The organism is Streptomyces sp. W1SF4, assembly GCF_003950035.1.
GTDB lineage: Bacteria > Actinomycetota > Actinomycetes > Streptomycetales > Streptomycetaceae > Streptomyces > Streptomyces racemochromogenes.
The window spans coordinates 416,974-432,256 of sequence record NZ_CP034350.1; the positions used below are offsets into that span (position 1 = coordinate 416,974).

At 75.2% G+C, this 15,283-nt stretch carries 15 protein-coding genes and 1 pseudogene; 14 read left to right on the top strand and 2 right to left on the bottom strand.

What is annotated here, in order from left to right; genetic code table 11:
• Nucleotides 1-21: 21 nt before the first annotated feature.
• Nucleotides 22-369, bottom strand: coding sequence for a GntR family transcriptional regulator (locus D1J60_RS02175; protein WP_125819903.1), 348 nt, complete (start codon nt 367-369; stop codon nt 22-24).
• A gap of 74 nt (nt 370-443) precedes the next feature.
• On the opposite strand from D1J60_RS02175, the gene D1J60_RS02180 reads away from it, so the two are divergent.
• Entirely contained in the window at nt 444-1,250 is an 807-nt protein-coding gene (locus D1J60_RS02180; protein ID WP_125819904.1) for a crotonase/enoyl-CoA hydratase family protein, read from the top strand.
• A 69-nt stretch (nt 1,251-1,319) separates the two neighbouring features.
• Here D1J60_RS02180 and D1J60_RS02185 read toward each other — a convergent pair whose 3' ends face one another.
• The gene (locus tag D1J60_RS02185; RefSeq protein WP_125819905.1) at nt 1,320-3,116 is read right to left on the bottom strand and encodes a thiamine pyrophosphate-requiring protein; all 1,797 of its coding nucleotides are present in this window, start codon (nt 3,114-3,116) and stop codon (nt 1,320-1,322) included.
• Nucleotides 3,117-3,355: 239 nt separating this feature from the next.
• Here D1J60_RS02185 and D1J60_RS02190 point away from each other — a divergent pair, with 239 nt between their 5' ends.
• The 13 genes and pseudogenes from D1J60_RS02190 to D1J60_RS02250 all read left to right on the top strand — a co-directional run bounded on the left by D1J60_RS02190 (nt 3,356) and on the right by D1J60_RS02250 (nt 15,229).
• A complete protein-coding gene (locus D1J60_RS02190; RefSeq protein WP_125819906.1) occupies nt 3,356-4,294 on the top strand; it encodes an NmrA/HSCARG family protein in 939 nt (312 codons plus the stop codon).
• Nucleotides 4,295-4,352: 58 nt separating this feature from the next.
• A pseudogene (locus D1J60_RS02195) lies at nt 4,353-5,265 on the top strand (SDR family oxidoreductase); the annotation flags it as partial.
• A 211-nt stretch (nt 5,266-5,476) separates the two neighbouring features.
• Entirely contained in the window at nt 5,477-5,818 is a 342-nt protein-coding gene (locus tag D1J60_RS02200) for a hypothetical protein (RefSeq protein ID WP_125819907.1), read from the top strand.
• Between the two features lie 118 nt (nt 5,819-5,936).
• Nucleotides 5,937-6,338, top strand: coding sequence for an STAS domain-containing protein (locus tag D1J60_RS02205; protein ID WP_241253522.1), 402 nt, complete (start codon nt 5,937-5,939; stop codon nt 6,336-6,338).
• Between the two features lie 214 nt (nt 6,339-6,552).
• Complete coding sequence (locus D1J60_RS02210; RefSeq protein ID WP_125819909.1) at nt 6,553-7,320, top strand: GntR family transcriptional regulator; 768 nt, start codon at nt 6,553-6,555, stop codon at nt 7,318-7,320.
• A gap of 60 nt (nt 7,321-7,380) precedes the next feature.
• Nucleotides 7,381-7,608, top strand: a complete 228-nt coding sequence (locus D1J60_RS02215; protein ID WP_125594968.1) for a ferredoxin family protein — start codon at nt 7,381-7,383, stop codon at nt 7,606-7,608.
• 14 nt (nt 7,609-7,622) lie between these two features.
• Complete coding sequence (locus D1J60_RS02220; RefSeq protein ID WP_164720815.1) at nt 7,623-8,993, top strand: ABC transporter substrate-binding protein; 1,371 nt, start codon at nt 7,623-7,625, stop codon at nt 8,991-8,993.
• The gene (locus tag D1J60_RS02225) at nt 8,990-9,820 is read left to right on the top strand and encodes an ABC transporter permease (protein WP_125819911.1); all 831 of its coding nucleotides are present in this window, start codon (nt 8,990-8,992) and stop codon (nt 9,818-9,820) included. The genes D1J60_RS02220 and D1J60_RS02225 overlap by 4 nt, the downstream gene beginning before the upstream one ends.
• On the top strand, nt 9,817-10,575 hold the full coding sequence (locus tag D1J60_RS02230) for an ABC transporter ATP-binding protein (protein WP_125819912.1): 759 nt from the start codon (nt 9,817-9,819) through the stop codon (nt 10,573-10,575). The genes D1J60_RS02225 and D1J60_RS02230 overlap by 4 nt, the downstream gene beginning before the upstream one ends.
• 20 nt (nt 10,576-10,595) lie before the next feature.
• Nucleotides 10,596-13,337, top strand: coding sequence for a fumarate reductase/succinate dehydrogenase flavoprotein subunit (locus tag D1J60_RS02235; RefSeq protein WP_125823813.1), 2,742 nt, complete (start codon nt 10,596-10,598; stop codon nt 13,335-13,337).
• A 70-nt stretch (nt 13,338-13,407) separates the two neighbouring features.
• On the top strand, nt 13,408-14,202 hold the full coding sequence (locus D1J60_RS02240) for a VOC family protein (RefSeq protein WP_125819913.1): 795 nt from the start codon (nt 13,408-13,410) through the stop codon (nt 14,200-14,202).
• A gap of 53 nt (nt 14,203-14,255) precedes the next feature.
• On the top strand, nt 14,256-14,870 hold the full coding sequence (locus D1J60_RS02245; protein WP_125819914.1) for a hypothetical protein: 615 nt from the start codon (nt 14,256-14,258) through the stop codon (nt 14,868-14,870).
• 128 nt (nt 14,871-14,998) lie between these two features.
• The gene (locus D1J60_RS02250; RefSeq protein WP_125594963.1) at nt 14,999-15,229 is read left to right on the top strand and encodes a hypothetical protein; all 231 of its coding nucleotides are present in this window, start codon (nt 14,999-15,001) and stop codon (nt 15,227-15,229) included.
• The last annotated feature ends 54 nt before the right edge of the window (nt 15,230-15,283 follow it).

The window sequence follows — 15,283 nt, forward strand, 5'->3', positions numbered from 1 at the left end:
GGCCCCTCCCGTTCACACCCTTCACGGCAACCCCCTGATCATTTCGATGAGATCGCTCCTGCTGTACCCGGAGTGCGCGGCCTCCGCGACGAGTTCGCGCACCCGGTCGAGCAGCGCCGACCGCAGGTCCGCCCCGGCGGCCACGCTCACGCCCCGCCCGCGCCGGAACTCCAGCACGCCCTCGTCGCGCAGGGCCCGCAGGCCGCGCAGGACCGTGTTGGTGTTGACCCCCAACGCCAGGGACAGGTCCCGTGCGGAGGGCAGGCGGTCCCCCGGGCCGCACTCGCCGTCGGCGATGGCGCGCCGGACCGCGCCGGCCACCTGCTCGTGCAGCGGCCGGCCGTCCGCGGTGTTCAGTCTCAGCAGCATGGTGCCATTGACAGTAGCACCATTGGCTTCAAACGCTCTGGCCGCCGGGTCCCCGGCCGCGTCAGAATGCCGGCATGACGAAACCCCCCGCCGCCCCCTGCGCCCCCTCGGGCCCCTCCGTCCGCGTCGAACGCGACGGGCCCGTGACGACCGTGGTGCTGTCGCGGCCCGGCGCCCGCAACGCCGTGGACGGGCCGACCGCCACCCTGCTGGCCGACGCGTTCCGGGCGTTCGAGGCCGACGAGGGTGCCTCGGTCGCGGTGCTGTGGGGCGAGGGCGGGACGTTCTGCGCGGGCGCCGACCTCAAGGCCGTCGGCACCGGCCGCGGGAACCGGGTGGCGCCCGACGGCGACGGCCCGATGGGACCGACGCGGCTGCGGCTGACCAAGCCGGTCATCGCGGCCGTCGCCGGACACGCCGTCGCCGGAGGCCTGGAACTCGCCCTGTGGTGCGACCTGCGCGTGGCGGAGGAGGACGCGGTCTTCGGGGTGTTCTGCCGGCGCTGGGGGGTGCCGCTGATCGACGGGGGCACGGTCCGGCTGCCGCGGCTGATCGGCGAGAGCCGGGCGATGGACCTCATCCTGACGGGCCGCCCGGTGCCCGCGGCCGAGGCCTACGCGATGGGGCTCGCCAACCGCCTCGTACCATCGGGGCGGTCCCGGGAGGCGGCGCAGGAACTGGCCCGGGAGATCGCCGCGTTCCCCCAGCTGTGCCTGCGCCACGACCGGCTGTCCGTACGGGAGCAGCACGGCCTGCCCGAGCCCGAGGCGCTGGCGGCCGAACTGCGGCACGGCATGGTCCCGCTGGAGGCGGGCGAGACCGGCGCGGGGGCGGCGCGCTTCGCGTCCGGGGCGGGCCGGCACGGCTCCTTCACCGGCTGACCCCGGACCCCAGGCGCACGGCGGTCTCCGCCAGGAGGGCGTGGACGAAGGCCCGCGGGCCGGCGGAGGTCACTCCCTGCCTCCCCCGCCGCTGCCGGGCAGGAACTCCTGGACCTTGGCCTTCAGTCCCTGGCGCAGGACGGCGCCACGGTCGCTGTCGCCGTGCAGGACGGCGCCGGCGGTGGCCTTGATCTGGTCCCAGGTGGCGTGCGGCGGGATGGGCGGCACGGCGGGGTCGGTGCGGAAGTCGATGACGTACGGCCGGTCCGCGGCCAGCGCCCGCCGCCAGGCCGGCACCACGTCCTCGGGCTTCTCCACCCGCTCCCCGCCGAGGCCGAAGTGGGCGGCGACGGCGGCGTAGGGGACGTCCGGGAGCGACTGCGAGGCTTCGAACTGCGGGGCGCCCTGCATGGCCCGCATCTCCCAGGTGACCTGGTTGAGGTCCCGGTTGTTGAGGACCGCGACGACGAGGCGGGGGTCGCTCCACTCCCGGTGGTACTTGGCGGCGGTGATGAGTTCCGCGAGCCCGTTCATCTGCATCGCGCCGTCGCCGACGAGGGCGATGGCCGGGCGGCCGGGGTGGGCGAACTTCGCGCCGATCGCGTACGGCACCCCGGGGCCCATCGTGGCGAGGGTGCCGGACAGCGAGCCGCGCATGCCGTCGCGGAACCGCAGGTGGCGCGCGTACCAGTTGGCGGCGGAACCGGAGTCCGCGGTGAGTATCGCGTCGCCGGGCAGCAGTCCGTCCAGCGCGTGGACCACGTACTCGGGGTTGACCGGGTCCGCGGGGACCCGTGCGCGCCGCTCCATGACCTCCCACCAGCGTTCGGCGCCCTGCCGGATCGACTCGCGCCAGGCTCCGTCGGTGCGCCGCTCCAGCAGCGGGACGAGCCGGCGCAGGGTCTCGGCGGCGTCGCCGACGAGGTTGAGCTCGAAGGGGTAGCGCAGGCCCACCAGGGCGGGTTCGATGTCGATCTGCACGGCGCGGGCCTGGCCGAACTCCGGCAGGAACTGCGTGTAGGGGAAGCTGGAGCCGATCACGAGCAGGGTGTCGCAGTCGCGCATCATCTCGTACGAGGGCCGGGTGCCGAGCAGTCCGATGGAGCCGGTGACGTACGGCAGGGTGTCGGGCAGCGCGTCCTTGCCGAGCAGCGCCTTGGCCACGCCGGCGCCCAGCCGGCCGGCGACCTCCTCGACCTCGGCGCGGGCGTTGCGCGCGCCCTGTCCGATGAGGATCGCGGGCCTCTCCCCGGCGTTGAGGATCTCGGCCGCCCGGGCTACGGCCTCGTCGGAGGGAACGGGGGCGTAGGTGCCGGTGCCCAGGCTGGAGGGCACCTGCTTGAACTCGTGGGCGGGGGGCGTGTATTCGAGTTCCTGCACGTCGGCGGGGATGATCAGCGCGGTGGGCGCCCGCCGGGCGGCGGCGATGCGCATGGCCCGGTCCAGGACGTTGGGCAGCTGTTCGGGGACGGTGACCATCTCGCAGAAGTCGGAGGCCACGTCCTTGTAGAGGGACAGCAGGTCGACTTCCTGCTGGTAGGCGCCGCCCATGGCGCTGCGGTCCGTCTGCCCGACGATCGCCACTACCGGCACGTGGTCGAGCTTCGCGTCGTACAGGCCGTTCAGGAGGTGGATGGCGCCGGGGCCGGAGGTGGCCGCGCAGACCCCGGTGCGGCCGGAGAACTTGGCGTAGCCGACGGCCTGGAAGGCGGACATCTCCTCGTGGCGGGCCTGGATGAAGCGCGGCCGGTCCCCGGCCCTCCCCCAGGCGGCGAGGATGCCGTTGATGCCGTCCCCGGGGTAGGCGAAGACGTGCTCGACACCCCATTCCCGCAAGCGCCGCAACAAGTGGTCGGCGACCTTCATCGTGCTGCTCCCTCCACGTCGGGTTCGCCCCCCCGTCGACCGGCGCCTGCCCGCGACAACCTGGCCCATTCGTGCCGTGGACGGCCCGGGCCGGGCCTTTGCCGGCCTTTGCGCCGCCTTACGGCCATACGGGCGGGCCCGGCGTGTGACGCCCGCCGCTCCGGCCCGCCACCCGTAGGTTTCGCAGCACGGACGCCCCCGCGGGGGCGCGGAACGTGTGCGGGAGTGGGTGACCGGCGATGACCGGGAAGCGGACGATCACGGTGTTCGGCGCGACCGGGCAGCAGGGGGGTGCCCTGGCCCGGTCCGTCCTGGAGGACCGGGACGGCGACTTCGCCGTACGCGCCGTGACGCGCCACCCGGACTCGGACCGGGCGCGGGAGCTGGAGCGGCTCGGGGCGGAGGTGGTGGCGGCCGACCTGGACGACGAGGCGAGCCTGGGGCCCGCGCTCGAAGGGGCGTACGGGGCGTACCTGGTGACCAACTTCTGGGAGGACATGGACGCCGCGCACGAGAAGCGGCAGGCGGCGGCCCTGGCCCGGGCGGCCGGCCACGCGGGCGTGCAGCACGCGATCTGGTCCACCCTGGAGGACACCCGCCACTGCATCCCGGTCGACGACGCCCGGATGCCGACGCTCCAGGGGCAGTACAAGGTGCCGCACTTCGACGGCAAGGCGGAGGCGGACCAGTACTTCCTCGACGCGGGCGTGCCCGTCACCTTCCTGCGGACCACGTTCTACTGGGAGAACCTGCTGGGCGCCTTCGCGCCGCAGCGGGCGCAGGACGGCAGCCTGGAGCTGGTCTTCCCGATGGGCGAGAAGCGGCTCTCCGGCATCGCCGTCGACGACATCGGCAAGACCGCGCACGCCGTCTTCAAGGGCGGCGCGGACTTCGTCGCCGCCACCATCAGCATCGCGGGCGAACACCTGCGGCTCGCGGACATGGCCGCGGCCATGACCGAGTCCCTGGGCCGGCCGGTCCACTACCGGCCCCTGACCCCGGACGCCTTCCGGGCGCTCGGCTTCCCCGGTGCCGAAGAGGCCGGCAACATGTTCCAGTTCTACGCGGACTGCGAGGCCTCCTTCACCGGCGCCCGGGACCTGGACGCCGTCCGCCGCATCAACCCGGCCCTCCAGGACTTCGCCACCTGGCTGGCCGCCCACCACGACCGGTTCTGACCGTGCCGCCCGCCCTGCCGGGGGGTTTGCGGCCCTCGCGGCGGGACAGGCGCGGGGCATGGCACCACACCCCCGGCACACCCCCCGTACCGTGGTCGTCACCGGCGCCAGCGCCGGCATCGGGCGGGCCTGCGCCCTCGCGTTCGCCGCGCGCGGCGACCGGCTCGCCCTGATCGCCCGGGGCCGCGCCGGGCTGCGGGCGGCCGGGCGGGAGGCCGAGCCGGCCGGAGCGGCCAAGGTGATCACCCTGGAGGCCGACGTAGCGGACCCGGACGCCGTCGAGACGGCGGCCGGACGGGCGGAGGCGGAACTGGGGCCCGTCGACGTCTGGGTCAACGACGCCTTCACCTCGGTGTTCGCGCCGTTCACGGAGATCACCCCGGAGGAGTTCCGGCGGGTGACCGAGGTGACCTACCTCGGCTACGTGTACGCCACGCGCGCGGCGCTCAAGCGGATGCTGCCCCGCGACCGGGGGACGGTCGTACAGGTCGGCTCCGCCATCGCCTACCGGGGGATCCCGCTGCAGAGCGCCTACAGCGGGGCCAAGCACGCGCTGCAGGGCTGGCACGAGGCGCTGCGCTGCGAGCTGCCGGCCTCCGGGACGCGGGTGCGCACGACGATGGTGCAGATGCCCGCGGTGAACACGCCGCAGTCCGACCGGGTCCGTTCGCGGCTGCCGATGCGCGCGCAGCCGGTACCGCCGGTCTACCAGCCGGAGGTCGCGGCCCGGGCGGTGCTCTTCGCGGCCGACCATCCGCGGCGGCGCGAGTACTGGGTGGGCGGCAGCACGGCCGCCACCCTGATCGCGAACGCGCTGGCGCCCGGTCTGCTGGACCGCTACCTGGCGCGGACCGGCCTGTCCGCGCAGCAGACCGGTGAACGCCGCCGGTCCGACTCCCCGCGACAACCTGTTCGTTCCGCTCGACGCGGAGCGCGACTTCGGCGCGCACGGGCGTTTCGACGGGAAGGCCCGTGCCCGCAGCGCGCAGCAGTGGGCCGCCCACCGGATGGGGGCCTGTCCTCGGGCGTGGCCCGGGCCTGGCGGCGCCGCGAGGTTTGTGCCCCGGCCACGGGGGGAACGCGCCGACCGAGCGGCAGCGCACTCCCCTCCCCCGGAGGTGCCGGGCCGGTGACGGCACCGGGCCCGGTGCGCGGGGCCGCAGCGGAAGGAAGGCGAGCACCATGGGCTGGGCTTCGTGGACGACCCGATCCGTCGTCGCGGGACGGGGCGGCGTACGGACGACGGGAGCGGGCGTGCTGACCGGCGTGCTGGAGGTCCGCACCGACTGGTCCGACGGCCTCGCGTACGTGGCCGTCCGCCCGCGCGGCGGTTCCGCCTGGCACACGGTGGCGGGAAGTCCGGTCCCGTGCCCGAACGGGTACGCCAGCAGGCGCCTGCACGACAGCTTCCTGGACTCGGTCTGCGGGCGGGGCGCCACCACCCTGGCGGACGTCCGGCCGCCCGTCGGAGCCGGCCGCGCCCGGGAGCGTGCCGCAGGCCGGCCCGTCCTGAGCGAAACCTGACAAAACGCGGCCCCGACGTCAGCGAGCCTCTTACCCGCTCCGCCCGGCTCCGCGCCAGGATGGGGCCCCGCGGGCCGTCGTCCGCGCGGGTGAGGGAAAGGGGAACGTATTGATCACCATGGACGTCGAGTACCGCGGCACCACCGTCCTGGTCAGCGCCGGAGGAGAGCTCGACGAGGAGTCGGGCCGGGTCCTGCGGCAGGCGCTGGAGCACGTCACTCCCGGCGAGCGGGTCCTCATGGTCGATCTGCACGGGGTCCCGGTCATGACCGCGGGCGGTCTGCTGCACCTCCTGGACCTGCACCGGCGCGCGGAGGACCGGGGCCTGAGGGTCCTGGTCGTCGGCTGGCAGCCACGTCCCCGGGAGCTGATGGCGCGGATCGCGGGCCTGCCCGGCCCCGCGTCGGCCACCGCCGACCGGTACGCGATGCCGGGCTTTCGCCGGCTGCTCGCGGAACGCGCGCAGCCCGCGCGCGCGTTCACGGATTCCGGCCCGGGCCGGGTGCCGGCCGGCGGGTGAACCGTCCCCGGCCGGCCCGCGCGGCCGCCGGGTGAGGGGCGGCCGGCGGCCGTTCGCATCGTGGCCGCCCTGCGTTCCACATACTGGGCGCCGTAGTGGCGGATCTTGCCGCCCTTCCGTGGAAACAGCAGGTCAGAGCCGTACGCATGCGGTGTCAGGTGGCGCAATACTGCGGCAACACCACCCGGGGGGCTCTCCCGGTACGTTCCTTGCCATGCCAGCCGAACCCGCCCCCGCCGCCCGCCCGGTCGCCGCCGCGCGCCGCCGACGGCTGCGTGCGGACCAGGCCCGGCAGCTCGCCGACCTGCTGCGCCACCAGATCCTGGCGGGCGGCTTCCCGGGCGGGGTGCTGCCCCTGGAGGACGTCATCGCCGCCGACTACCGGGCCAGCCGCAACACCGTCCGCCAAGCCCTGGACCTGCTGCGCGGCGAGCAGCTGGTCGCCCGGCAGCCCGGGGTGGGCACGGTGGTGGTGTGCGAGAAGTACCCGCACGGACTGGACCGCCTCCAGGGCCTGGCCGAGACCCTGCACGAGCACGGCCGGGTCACCAACGAGGTCCGTACCGTCGGGCCCGTGACCGCCCCCGGCCCGGTCGCCCACCGGCTGGGCCTGCCCGAACACACCGACGTGCTCTGTATCGAGCGGCTGCGCCGGCTGAACGGACTGCCGCTGTCCCTGGACCTGTCCTACCTGCCCATGGACGTGGGCGGTGAGCTGCTCGGCTGCGACCTGGAGAACACGGACGTGTTCCGGCTCCTGGAGGCGCTGACCGGCGGCCCGCTGGGCCACGCGGAGATCACGCTGGAGGCCGTCAACGCCGACGCGCACTCCGCCGCCGTGCTCCAGGCTCCGCGCGGGACCGCCGTGCTGATGCTGGAGCGGCTGACGTGCCTGCCCGACGGGCGGCCGGTGGACCTGGAGTTCATCCGCTTCCGCGGTGACCGCATCACCATGAGCGGCGTGCTGCGCCGCTCCCTCTGAGCACCTCCCCCTTCCGCCCCTCCCCCGTTCCCCGCCTGCGCGCGGGCCCTTGGAGAAGCCATGCCCCTCGTCCCCCAGCGCGGCGACGTGCCCGTGACCATCGACGAGTCCAAGTGCATCGACGGCTGCACGCTCTGCGTCGACATGTGTCCGCTCGACTCGCTCGCGATCCGCGAGGACAACGGCAAGGCGTACATGCACGTCGACGAGTGCTGGTATTGCGGCCCGTGCGCGGCACGCTGTCCCACCGGCGCGGTCACCGTCAACATGCCCTACCTGCTCCGATGAAAGGCCCGGCCCCGATGAGCCGCAGATCCCTCCGCAGATCCCTGCGCACCGCCGTCCCGCTCTCCCTGCTCCTCCCCCTGGCCGCCGCCTGCGGCGGCGCCGACGGGGGCGGTGGCGGCGCGGCGGGCGGCAGCCCGTCGAAGACGGTCACCGTGACCGTCGGCTACCAGTCCAAGACCATCAACACGGTCACCGCCGGCACCCTGCTGCGCTCCCTCGGCTACTTCGAGGAGGAGCTGGCGGCCCGCGGGAAGAAGGAGGGGGTGGCGTACAGGGTCGACTGGCAGGACTACGCGACGGGCGCCCCCATCACCGCGCAGATGACGGCCGGCAAGATCGACATCGGTTCGATGGGCGACTTCCCGCTGCTCCTCAACGCCGTCCGGGGCAAGGAGCTGAAGCAGCCGACCTCGCTGGTCTCCGTCACCGGCTACAACCTGCGCGGCGGCCTCAACACCGTGGTGACCGCCCCGGACTCGAAGCTGGAGTCGCTGGCCGACCTGCGTGGCAAGAAGGTGTCCACGAGCGTGGGATCGGCCGCCGACGGGACCCTCGTACGGGCCCTCCAGCGCGCCGGGATCGACCCCGACAAGGGCGTCCAGAAGCTCAACCAGCAGCCCAGCGTGGGCGCTTCGGCCCTCCAGGCCGGCAGCGCGGACGCCCTCTCCCAGTTCGTGGCCTGGCCGGGCCAGCTGGCCTTCGAGGGCCGGGCGAAAGCCCTGTACGACGGGGCCGAGCTGAACCTGCCCACCTTTCACGGGGTCACCGTCCGGCAGAGGTTCGCCGGTGAACGGCCGGGCGTCGTCGACGACTTCCTCAAAGCGCAGCGCCGCGCGACCGACTACCTGCGCGAGCGGCCGGTGGCGGCCGCCGAGACGGTCGCCAAGGAGACCGGGCTGCCGGCCGAGGTGGTCTACCTCTACAACGGTGCGAACGGCATCGCCACCTTCGACCCGGAGCTCCGCCCCGAGCTGATCGCCGCGTTGAAGGAGGACGCGCCGGTGCTCAAGGGCGCCGGGCTGGTGGGCGACGTCGACGTCGACGCCTTCGTCGACCCGGCGCCGCTGAAGCGGGCTGTTCAGGGGCCCGGGTACCCGAAGGCGGGCGCCGCGAGGTCCGAGCTGTGGCTCAGGGGCCAGGCCACCACCGCCTCCTTCGACAGCCCCAAGGAGCTGCTGAAGGCCGCCAAGGGGGCCGACGTACGGGCCGCGTACGTACCGGACGCGGTGACCGGCACCCTGTGGTTCGCTGACAAGGCGGTGTGGGTCGCGGACGGCGCCGAGCCGCGCGCCTTCGTCACCGCGGCCGGCGCCACGGCGTACGTCGGGCAGCACCCGGGCGCCCGCGTCATCGGCTACCAGGACGCCGTGGGCCTGGCCTCATGAGCCCGGGCCGCTGGCTGCTGCGGGGGGCCTCGCTGGCCGCGGCCCTCGGGCTGTGGCAGCTGCTGACCTCGCTGGACGTGAACCTGTGGCTGCGCTTCGAGCAGTTCCCGACGGTCGGCGAGGTGGCCTCCGCCTTCGCCGACCGGGTCGGCACCGGAGCGTACTGGCAGGACCTGGGGCACAGCCTGCGCCGGATCGGGGTGGGCTTCGTGCTGGCCGCCGTGCTCGGGGTGGCGGTCGGCACGGCCGTGGCCCGCTCCCGGTGGGCGGCCGACCTGCTGGGCCCGCTGGTGGAGGTGGTGCGCCCGGTACCCGCCATCGCCCTGGTGCCGGTCGCCATCCTGCTGCTGCCGACCAACGAGCAGGGCATCGTGTTCATCACCTTCGCCGCCGCCTTCTTCCCGGTGGCCGTCTCGACCCGGCATGCGGTCCGCGCCCTCACCCCCGTCTGGGAGGAGGCCGTGCTGACCATGGGCGGCGGACGGGCGCGGGTGCTGTTCTCGGTGGTGCTGCCCGGGGCCCTGCCCGGCATCTTCGGCGGCCTGTCGGTGGGCATCGGCGTCTCGTGGATCTGTGTGATCTCCGCCGAGATGATCTCGGGCGAGTACGGGGTCGGCTACCGCACCTGGCAGGACTACACGGTCGTCGACTACCCCGCGGTGTTCGTCGGCATGACCACCATCGGCGCCCTCGGCTGGCTCACCTCCACCGCGGTCGAGCTGCTCGGCCGCCGCGCCACCGCCTGGCTGCCCCGCCCGGCCGCACGCACCGGCGGCCGCGCGGCGGCGCCCCCCACCGCCGTTCCCCGGAAGGAGCCGGTCGCATGAGCACCACCGCCCCGCCCGTCGCCCCGCCCGCCCGGGCCGGCACCGAACTCGCCCTGGAGGACGTACGGCTCGGGCATCCGGGCGGCGCGGCCCTGCCGGGCACCGTCACCCTGCGGGTCGCCCCGGGCGAGCTGCTGGCCGTGGTCGGGCCCTCCGGCTGCGGGAAGTCCACCCTGCTGCGCACCCTCGCCGGGCTGCTGCCCGCGCTCGACGGGCGGGTCACGCAGGGCGGCGAACCCGTGACCCGGCCCGCCTCCGACCGGGCGCTCGTCTTCCAGCACGACGCGCTGCTGCCCTGGCGCAGCGTCCGCGCCAACGTGGAACTGCCCCTGGCCATCCGGCGGGTGCCCCGCGCCGAACGACGCCGGTCGGCGGCCGAGTGGCTGGAGCGGGTCGGGCTGGCCGAGCACGCCCACAAGCTGCCGCACCAGCTCTCCGGCGGGCAGCGCCAGCGCGTCCAGCTGGCCCGCGCGCTGGCCGGCCGGCCGCGGGCGGTCCTGATGGACGAGCCCTTCGGCGCGCTGGACGCCCGCACCCGCGCCGAGATGCAGGACCTGCTGGTGGACATCCTCGCGGGCACCGGAGCGACCGTCGTCTTCGTCACCCACGACGTGGACGAGGCGCTGCACCTCGGCGACCGGGTGGCCCTGCTCGGCTCCGGGCGGGTGCTGGACGTGCCGCACCCGCGCCGGCGCGACGCGCAGCACGCGCCCGGCACGGCCGAACTGCGGCGCAGCATCCTCGAATTCCTCTGAAAGGCACCCCCGTGGACACCCTGGCCATCCCCTCCCCCGCCGACGCGACCGAGCTGTCCTGCGACGTCCTCGTCATCGGCGGCGGCACCGCCGGCACGATGGCCGCGCTGACCGCCGCCGGGCGCGGAGCGGACGTACTGCTGCTGGAGAAGGCGCACGTACGGCACTCCGGCGCCCTCGCCATGGGCATGGACGGCGTCAACAACGCGGTCGTCCCCGGCAGGGCCGAGCCCGACGACTACGTCGCCGAGATCACCCGCGCCAACGACGGGATCGTCGACCAGTCCACGGTCCGCCAGACCGCCACCCGCGGCTTCGACATGGTCAAGCGGCTGGAGTCGTACGGGGTGAAGTTCGAGAAGGACGAGCACGGCGAGTACGCGGTCCGCCAGGTCCACCGCTCCGGCTCCTACGTCCTGCCGATGCCGGAGGGCAAGGACGTCAAGAAGGTCCTCTACCGGCAGCTGCGGCGCCGCGAGATGCGGGAGCGGATCCGGATCGAGAACCGGGTGATGCCGGTCCGGGTGCTCACCCACCCGGACGACGGCCGGGCCGTCGGCGCGGCCGGGTTCGACACCCGCACGGGCGCGTTCGTCACGGTACGGGCGGGCGCGGTGATCCTCGCCACCGGCGCCTGCGGCAGGCTCGGGCTGCCGGCCTCCGGCTACCTGTACGGGACGTACGAGAACCCCACGAACGCGGGTGACGGCTACGCCATGGCCTACCACGCGGGGGCGGCCCTGACCGGGATCGAGTGCTTCCAGATCAACCCGCTGATCAAGGACTACAACGGGCCGGCCTGCGCGTACGTGGCGAACCCGTTCGGGGGCTACCAGGTCAACCGGCACGGCGAGCGGTTCGTGGAGTCCGACTACTGGTCGGGGCAGATGATGTCCGAGTTCGCGGCCGAACTCGCCTCCGAACGGGGGCCGGTGTACCTCAAGCTCAGCCACCTGCCGGAGGAGACCGTCTCCGCCGTCGAGTCCATCCTGCACAGCACGGAACGGCCCACCCGCGGCACCTTCCACGAGGGCCGGGGCCACGACTACCGCACCCACGACATCGAGATGCACATCTCGGAGATCGGGCTGTGCGGCGGGCACTCCGCCTCCGGGGTACGGGTCGACGACCACGCCCGCACCACCGTGCCCAGGCTGTACGCGGCCGGCGACCTGGCCTGCGTACCGCACAACTACATGATCGGCGCGTTCGTGTACGGGGACCTGGCCGGCGAGGACGCGGCGCGGTACCGGGCGTACGAGGGCGAGCTGCCGCGGGACCAGGTCGCCGCCGCCCACGAGCTGGTCTACCGGCCGCTGCGCAACCCGGACGGGCCGCCGCAGCCGCAGGTGGAGTACAAGCTGCGGCGGTTCGTCAACGACTACGTGGCACCGCCGAAGTCGGGGGCGAAGCTGTCCCTGGCCGTGGAGGCGTTCACCCGGATGTCCGGGGAGATCGCCGGGATGGGGGCGCGCACCGCGCACGAGCTGATGCGGTGCGCCGAGGTGTCCTTCATCCGGGACTGCGCGGAGATGGCCGCCCGGGCCTCGCTGGCCCGCACCGAGTCCCGGTGGGGGCTCTACCACGAGCGGATGGACCATCCCGAGCAGGACGACGCCGGCTGGCTGCACCACCTCGACCTGCGCAGGTCGGCGTCCGGGGCCATGGAGTTCACGGCGCGGCCGGTCGAGCCGTACACGGTGCCGGTGCCGGAGTTCACGCCGGTGGCGGGCCCGGAGCGGTGGCTCGGCGAGGTCGAGCTGGTCCCGGTGGCGACGGCCGGGCCGAGGGACGCGGCTCCGGCGGCGCGGCCGGGGGCCGCCGCCGCGGGGACCGCGGCGGCTGCGGCCGCGGGGCATCCGGCCGCGGGGGCCGTCCCCGCGCCGAGCCCCGCCCTGCCGCGGCTGCTGGCGCTGGCCGAGGAGGCGCCCGACCTGGAGGCGCTGCGCCCGTTCCTGGGCGACGCGGACGCCGGGGTGCGGGCGGCCGCCGTGGCGGTGCTCGCCGAGACCGTGCCGGACGGGGCCGGGCCGGCCCTCGCCGGGTGCCTGCGGGACCCGGCGCCCGAGGTGCGGGCCGCGGCGGCGGGTGCGCTGCGCGAGCTGGTGGAGGTGCTGCCCGCGGAGCCGGAGCTGGGCGCGGGGCTGCGGGCGGCGCTGGCCTCGGAGGATCCGGCCGTGCGGGCCGCCGCGCTGGAGGTGCTGCGGGCGCTGCGGCTGGGCGACGCCGGGGTGTACGCGGCCGCGCTCGCCGATGGCGGGATCGAGGTGCGCATCGCCGCCGTCCGGGCGCTGGTCTCGGTGGACGCCGTGCCGGAGCTGGCGGCGGCCGCCGCGGACCCCGCCCGCGAGGTCCGGGTCGCGGTGGCGCGGGGCCTCGCGGCCGTCCACGACCCGGCCCCGGGTCCGCTGGACCCGCTGCTCGGCGACGCCGACCCGCTGGTCCGGGGCGCGGCCCTGGCGGCGCTGGCCGCCACCGGGTGCCCGCCCGGGTACGCCGCGCTGGCGGGATCCGCGCTCGGCGACCCGGCGTGGCAGGTGCGGGCGGGAGCCGCGACGGCCCTGCGGGCGGCCCCGCCGGCGCGGGCCGTCCCGGCGCTGGCGAAGGCCCTGGACGACGGCAACGCGGACGTCCGCAAGGCGGCCGTGCTGTCCCTGCTCCGCCACCGGGACGACGACCCCGGGGCCCGGACCGCGCTGGCCTCGGCGACGGCCGACCCGGACGCGGACGTGCGCGCGTACGCCGCCCGGGCGGGGGCCTGACGGCCGAGGGGCGGGGGCCGGGGTCCGGTGCCAGGCTGGGGACCCCGCGGACCCGTGAAAGGCCGGCACCATGATCACCACCGATTACGTCCCCGGCTCCCCCTGCTGGCTCGACCTCGGCACCCCGGACGTGCCGTCGGCCGCGGCCTTCTACGGCGCCGTGTTCGGGTGGGCGTACGCGTCCATGGGCGGTATGGAGGGCGGGGTGTTCCGCAGGGACGGCAAGACCGTCGCCGGGCTGGGCAGGCTCACCGAGCGGGGCGCGCGCTCGGCGTGGATGATCTACTTCGGCGTCCCCGACGCGGACGCCGCCACCCGGGCCGTGGAGGCCGCGGGCGGCACCGTCCGGGTGGCTCCGATGACGCTGGACGACGCGGGCCGCATGGCACAGTACAGCGACCCCCAGGGCGGCCAGTTCGCCGTCTGGGAGCCGGGCACGGACCGGGGCGCCGAGCTGGTGGACGAGCCGGGCTCGCTGTGCTGGACCGAGCTGTTCACGAGCGACGCCGCGGCCGCGCGGGAGTTCTACGGCGGCGTCCTCGGCTGGCGCTTCAGTGACATGGAGCTGCCGGGCGGGGCGGGCACGTACGCGCTCATCACCCCGGCCGGCCTCCCGGAGGAGCGGATGCACGGCGGCCTGACGCGCCTCGACGAGGAGCACCTGGCGCTCACGCGGGGACGCGCGTACTGGCACCCCGTCTTCGCCGTCGCCGACTGCGACGCGGCGGTGGCGGCGGTCACCGCGCACGGCGGCACCACGCGCACGGGCCCGCAGGACGTGGAGGGCATCGGCCGGCTCGCCGTCTGCCTCGACCCGTGGAACGCCGACTTCGTGGTCCTCGCCCCGTCGGGCGCCGACGGCTGAGCGGCCGGAAAACCCTGCGGGGCCGGGGCGCCGTCCTGCCTATGCTGCGGCCCATGGGACTGGACCTCACGCTGTTCACGGCGGACTGGGCACGGCTGCGCGCCTTCCCCGTCGGGGAGCAGGCAGACGCGCTCGGGGACGCCGTCCGGCCGCCGGCCGAGGACGGCCTCGGATGGCAGCGCCTCGTCGACGGCTGGAACTGGCCGCCGGGCCCAGAGTCGGCGTGGTGCGCGGAGTACTGCTTCTTCGGCACCACGGGCTCCGCACGCTTCCACTCCGACGCGGGCCGGGGGTGGGCCGACATGCGGCCGCTGGTCGACCCGTCCGTGCGCGAGGACCTGGACGTCTTCCTGGGCGGTCTGCTGTGGGGTGCGGACGAGGCGCGGGACCCCGCGCTGGGCGGCGGAGACGGGGTGTTCCCGCCGGTGCCCGGCGGGCGGTCGGGGGTCCTGCTCGTCAGCCCGCCGGGGGCGGTGGCGGAGCGGGCCGCCGCGTGGGGGCGGGTGGGCTCCCGGCTGGAGGCGCTGCGCGGGGCGTTCGCCGCCGAGTGCGTCGGCTGGGCCTGCCGTCCGCAGGTCTTCGAGGAGTTCACGGCGCTGCTGGGCGAGTGGGGCGACGTGACCGGGGAGGCGGCCCGTCGCGGCTGGGGGCTGGTGGGGCTGCCGTAGGGGGCGGGGATCCCGGCGCCGTTCGGGGCAGTGGCGGGCCGCGCCTGCCCGGGGCGGGGGGCCCGGCCGCGCATGCTGGGCGCGGGCCGTCGCGTACGGGGCCCTCGCCCAGCGACAAGGAGTACGGGATGTCATCGGACGTGGTGGAACGCTTCCTGGCCGCTCTCGACCCGGCCCATCGGGAGGCCGTGGGCGGCCTGCCGCGCGCGGAGCAGGAGCGGCTCGCCGCCGACTGGGAGCGGGAGCTGGAGCGGGACACCGACCTGGACACGCTGGACGAGCTGTCGCCGCCGGCCGCCGAGCACGAGGCCGCCCGCCGGGTCGTTGAGCGGGGGACGGCGGAAGAGCCCCCGCTGTAAAAATCAGGTGGTTTGCATGCATATATCCCGTCCAGGCCGGGTATGACGCCAGCC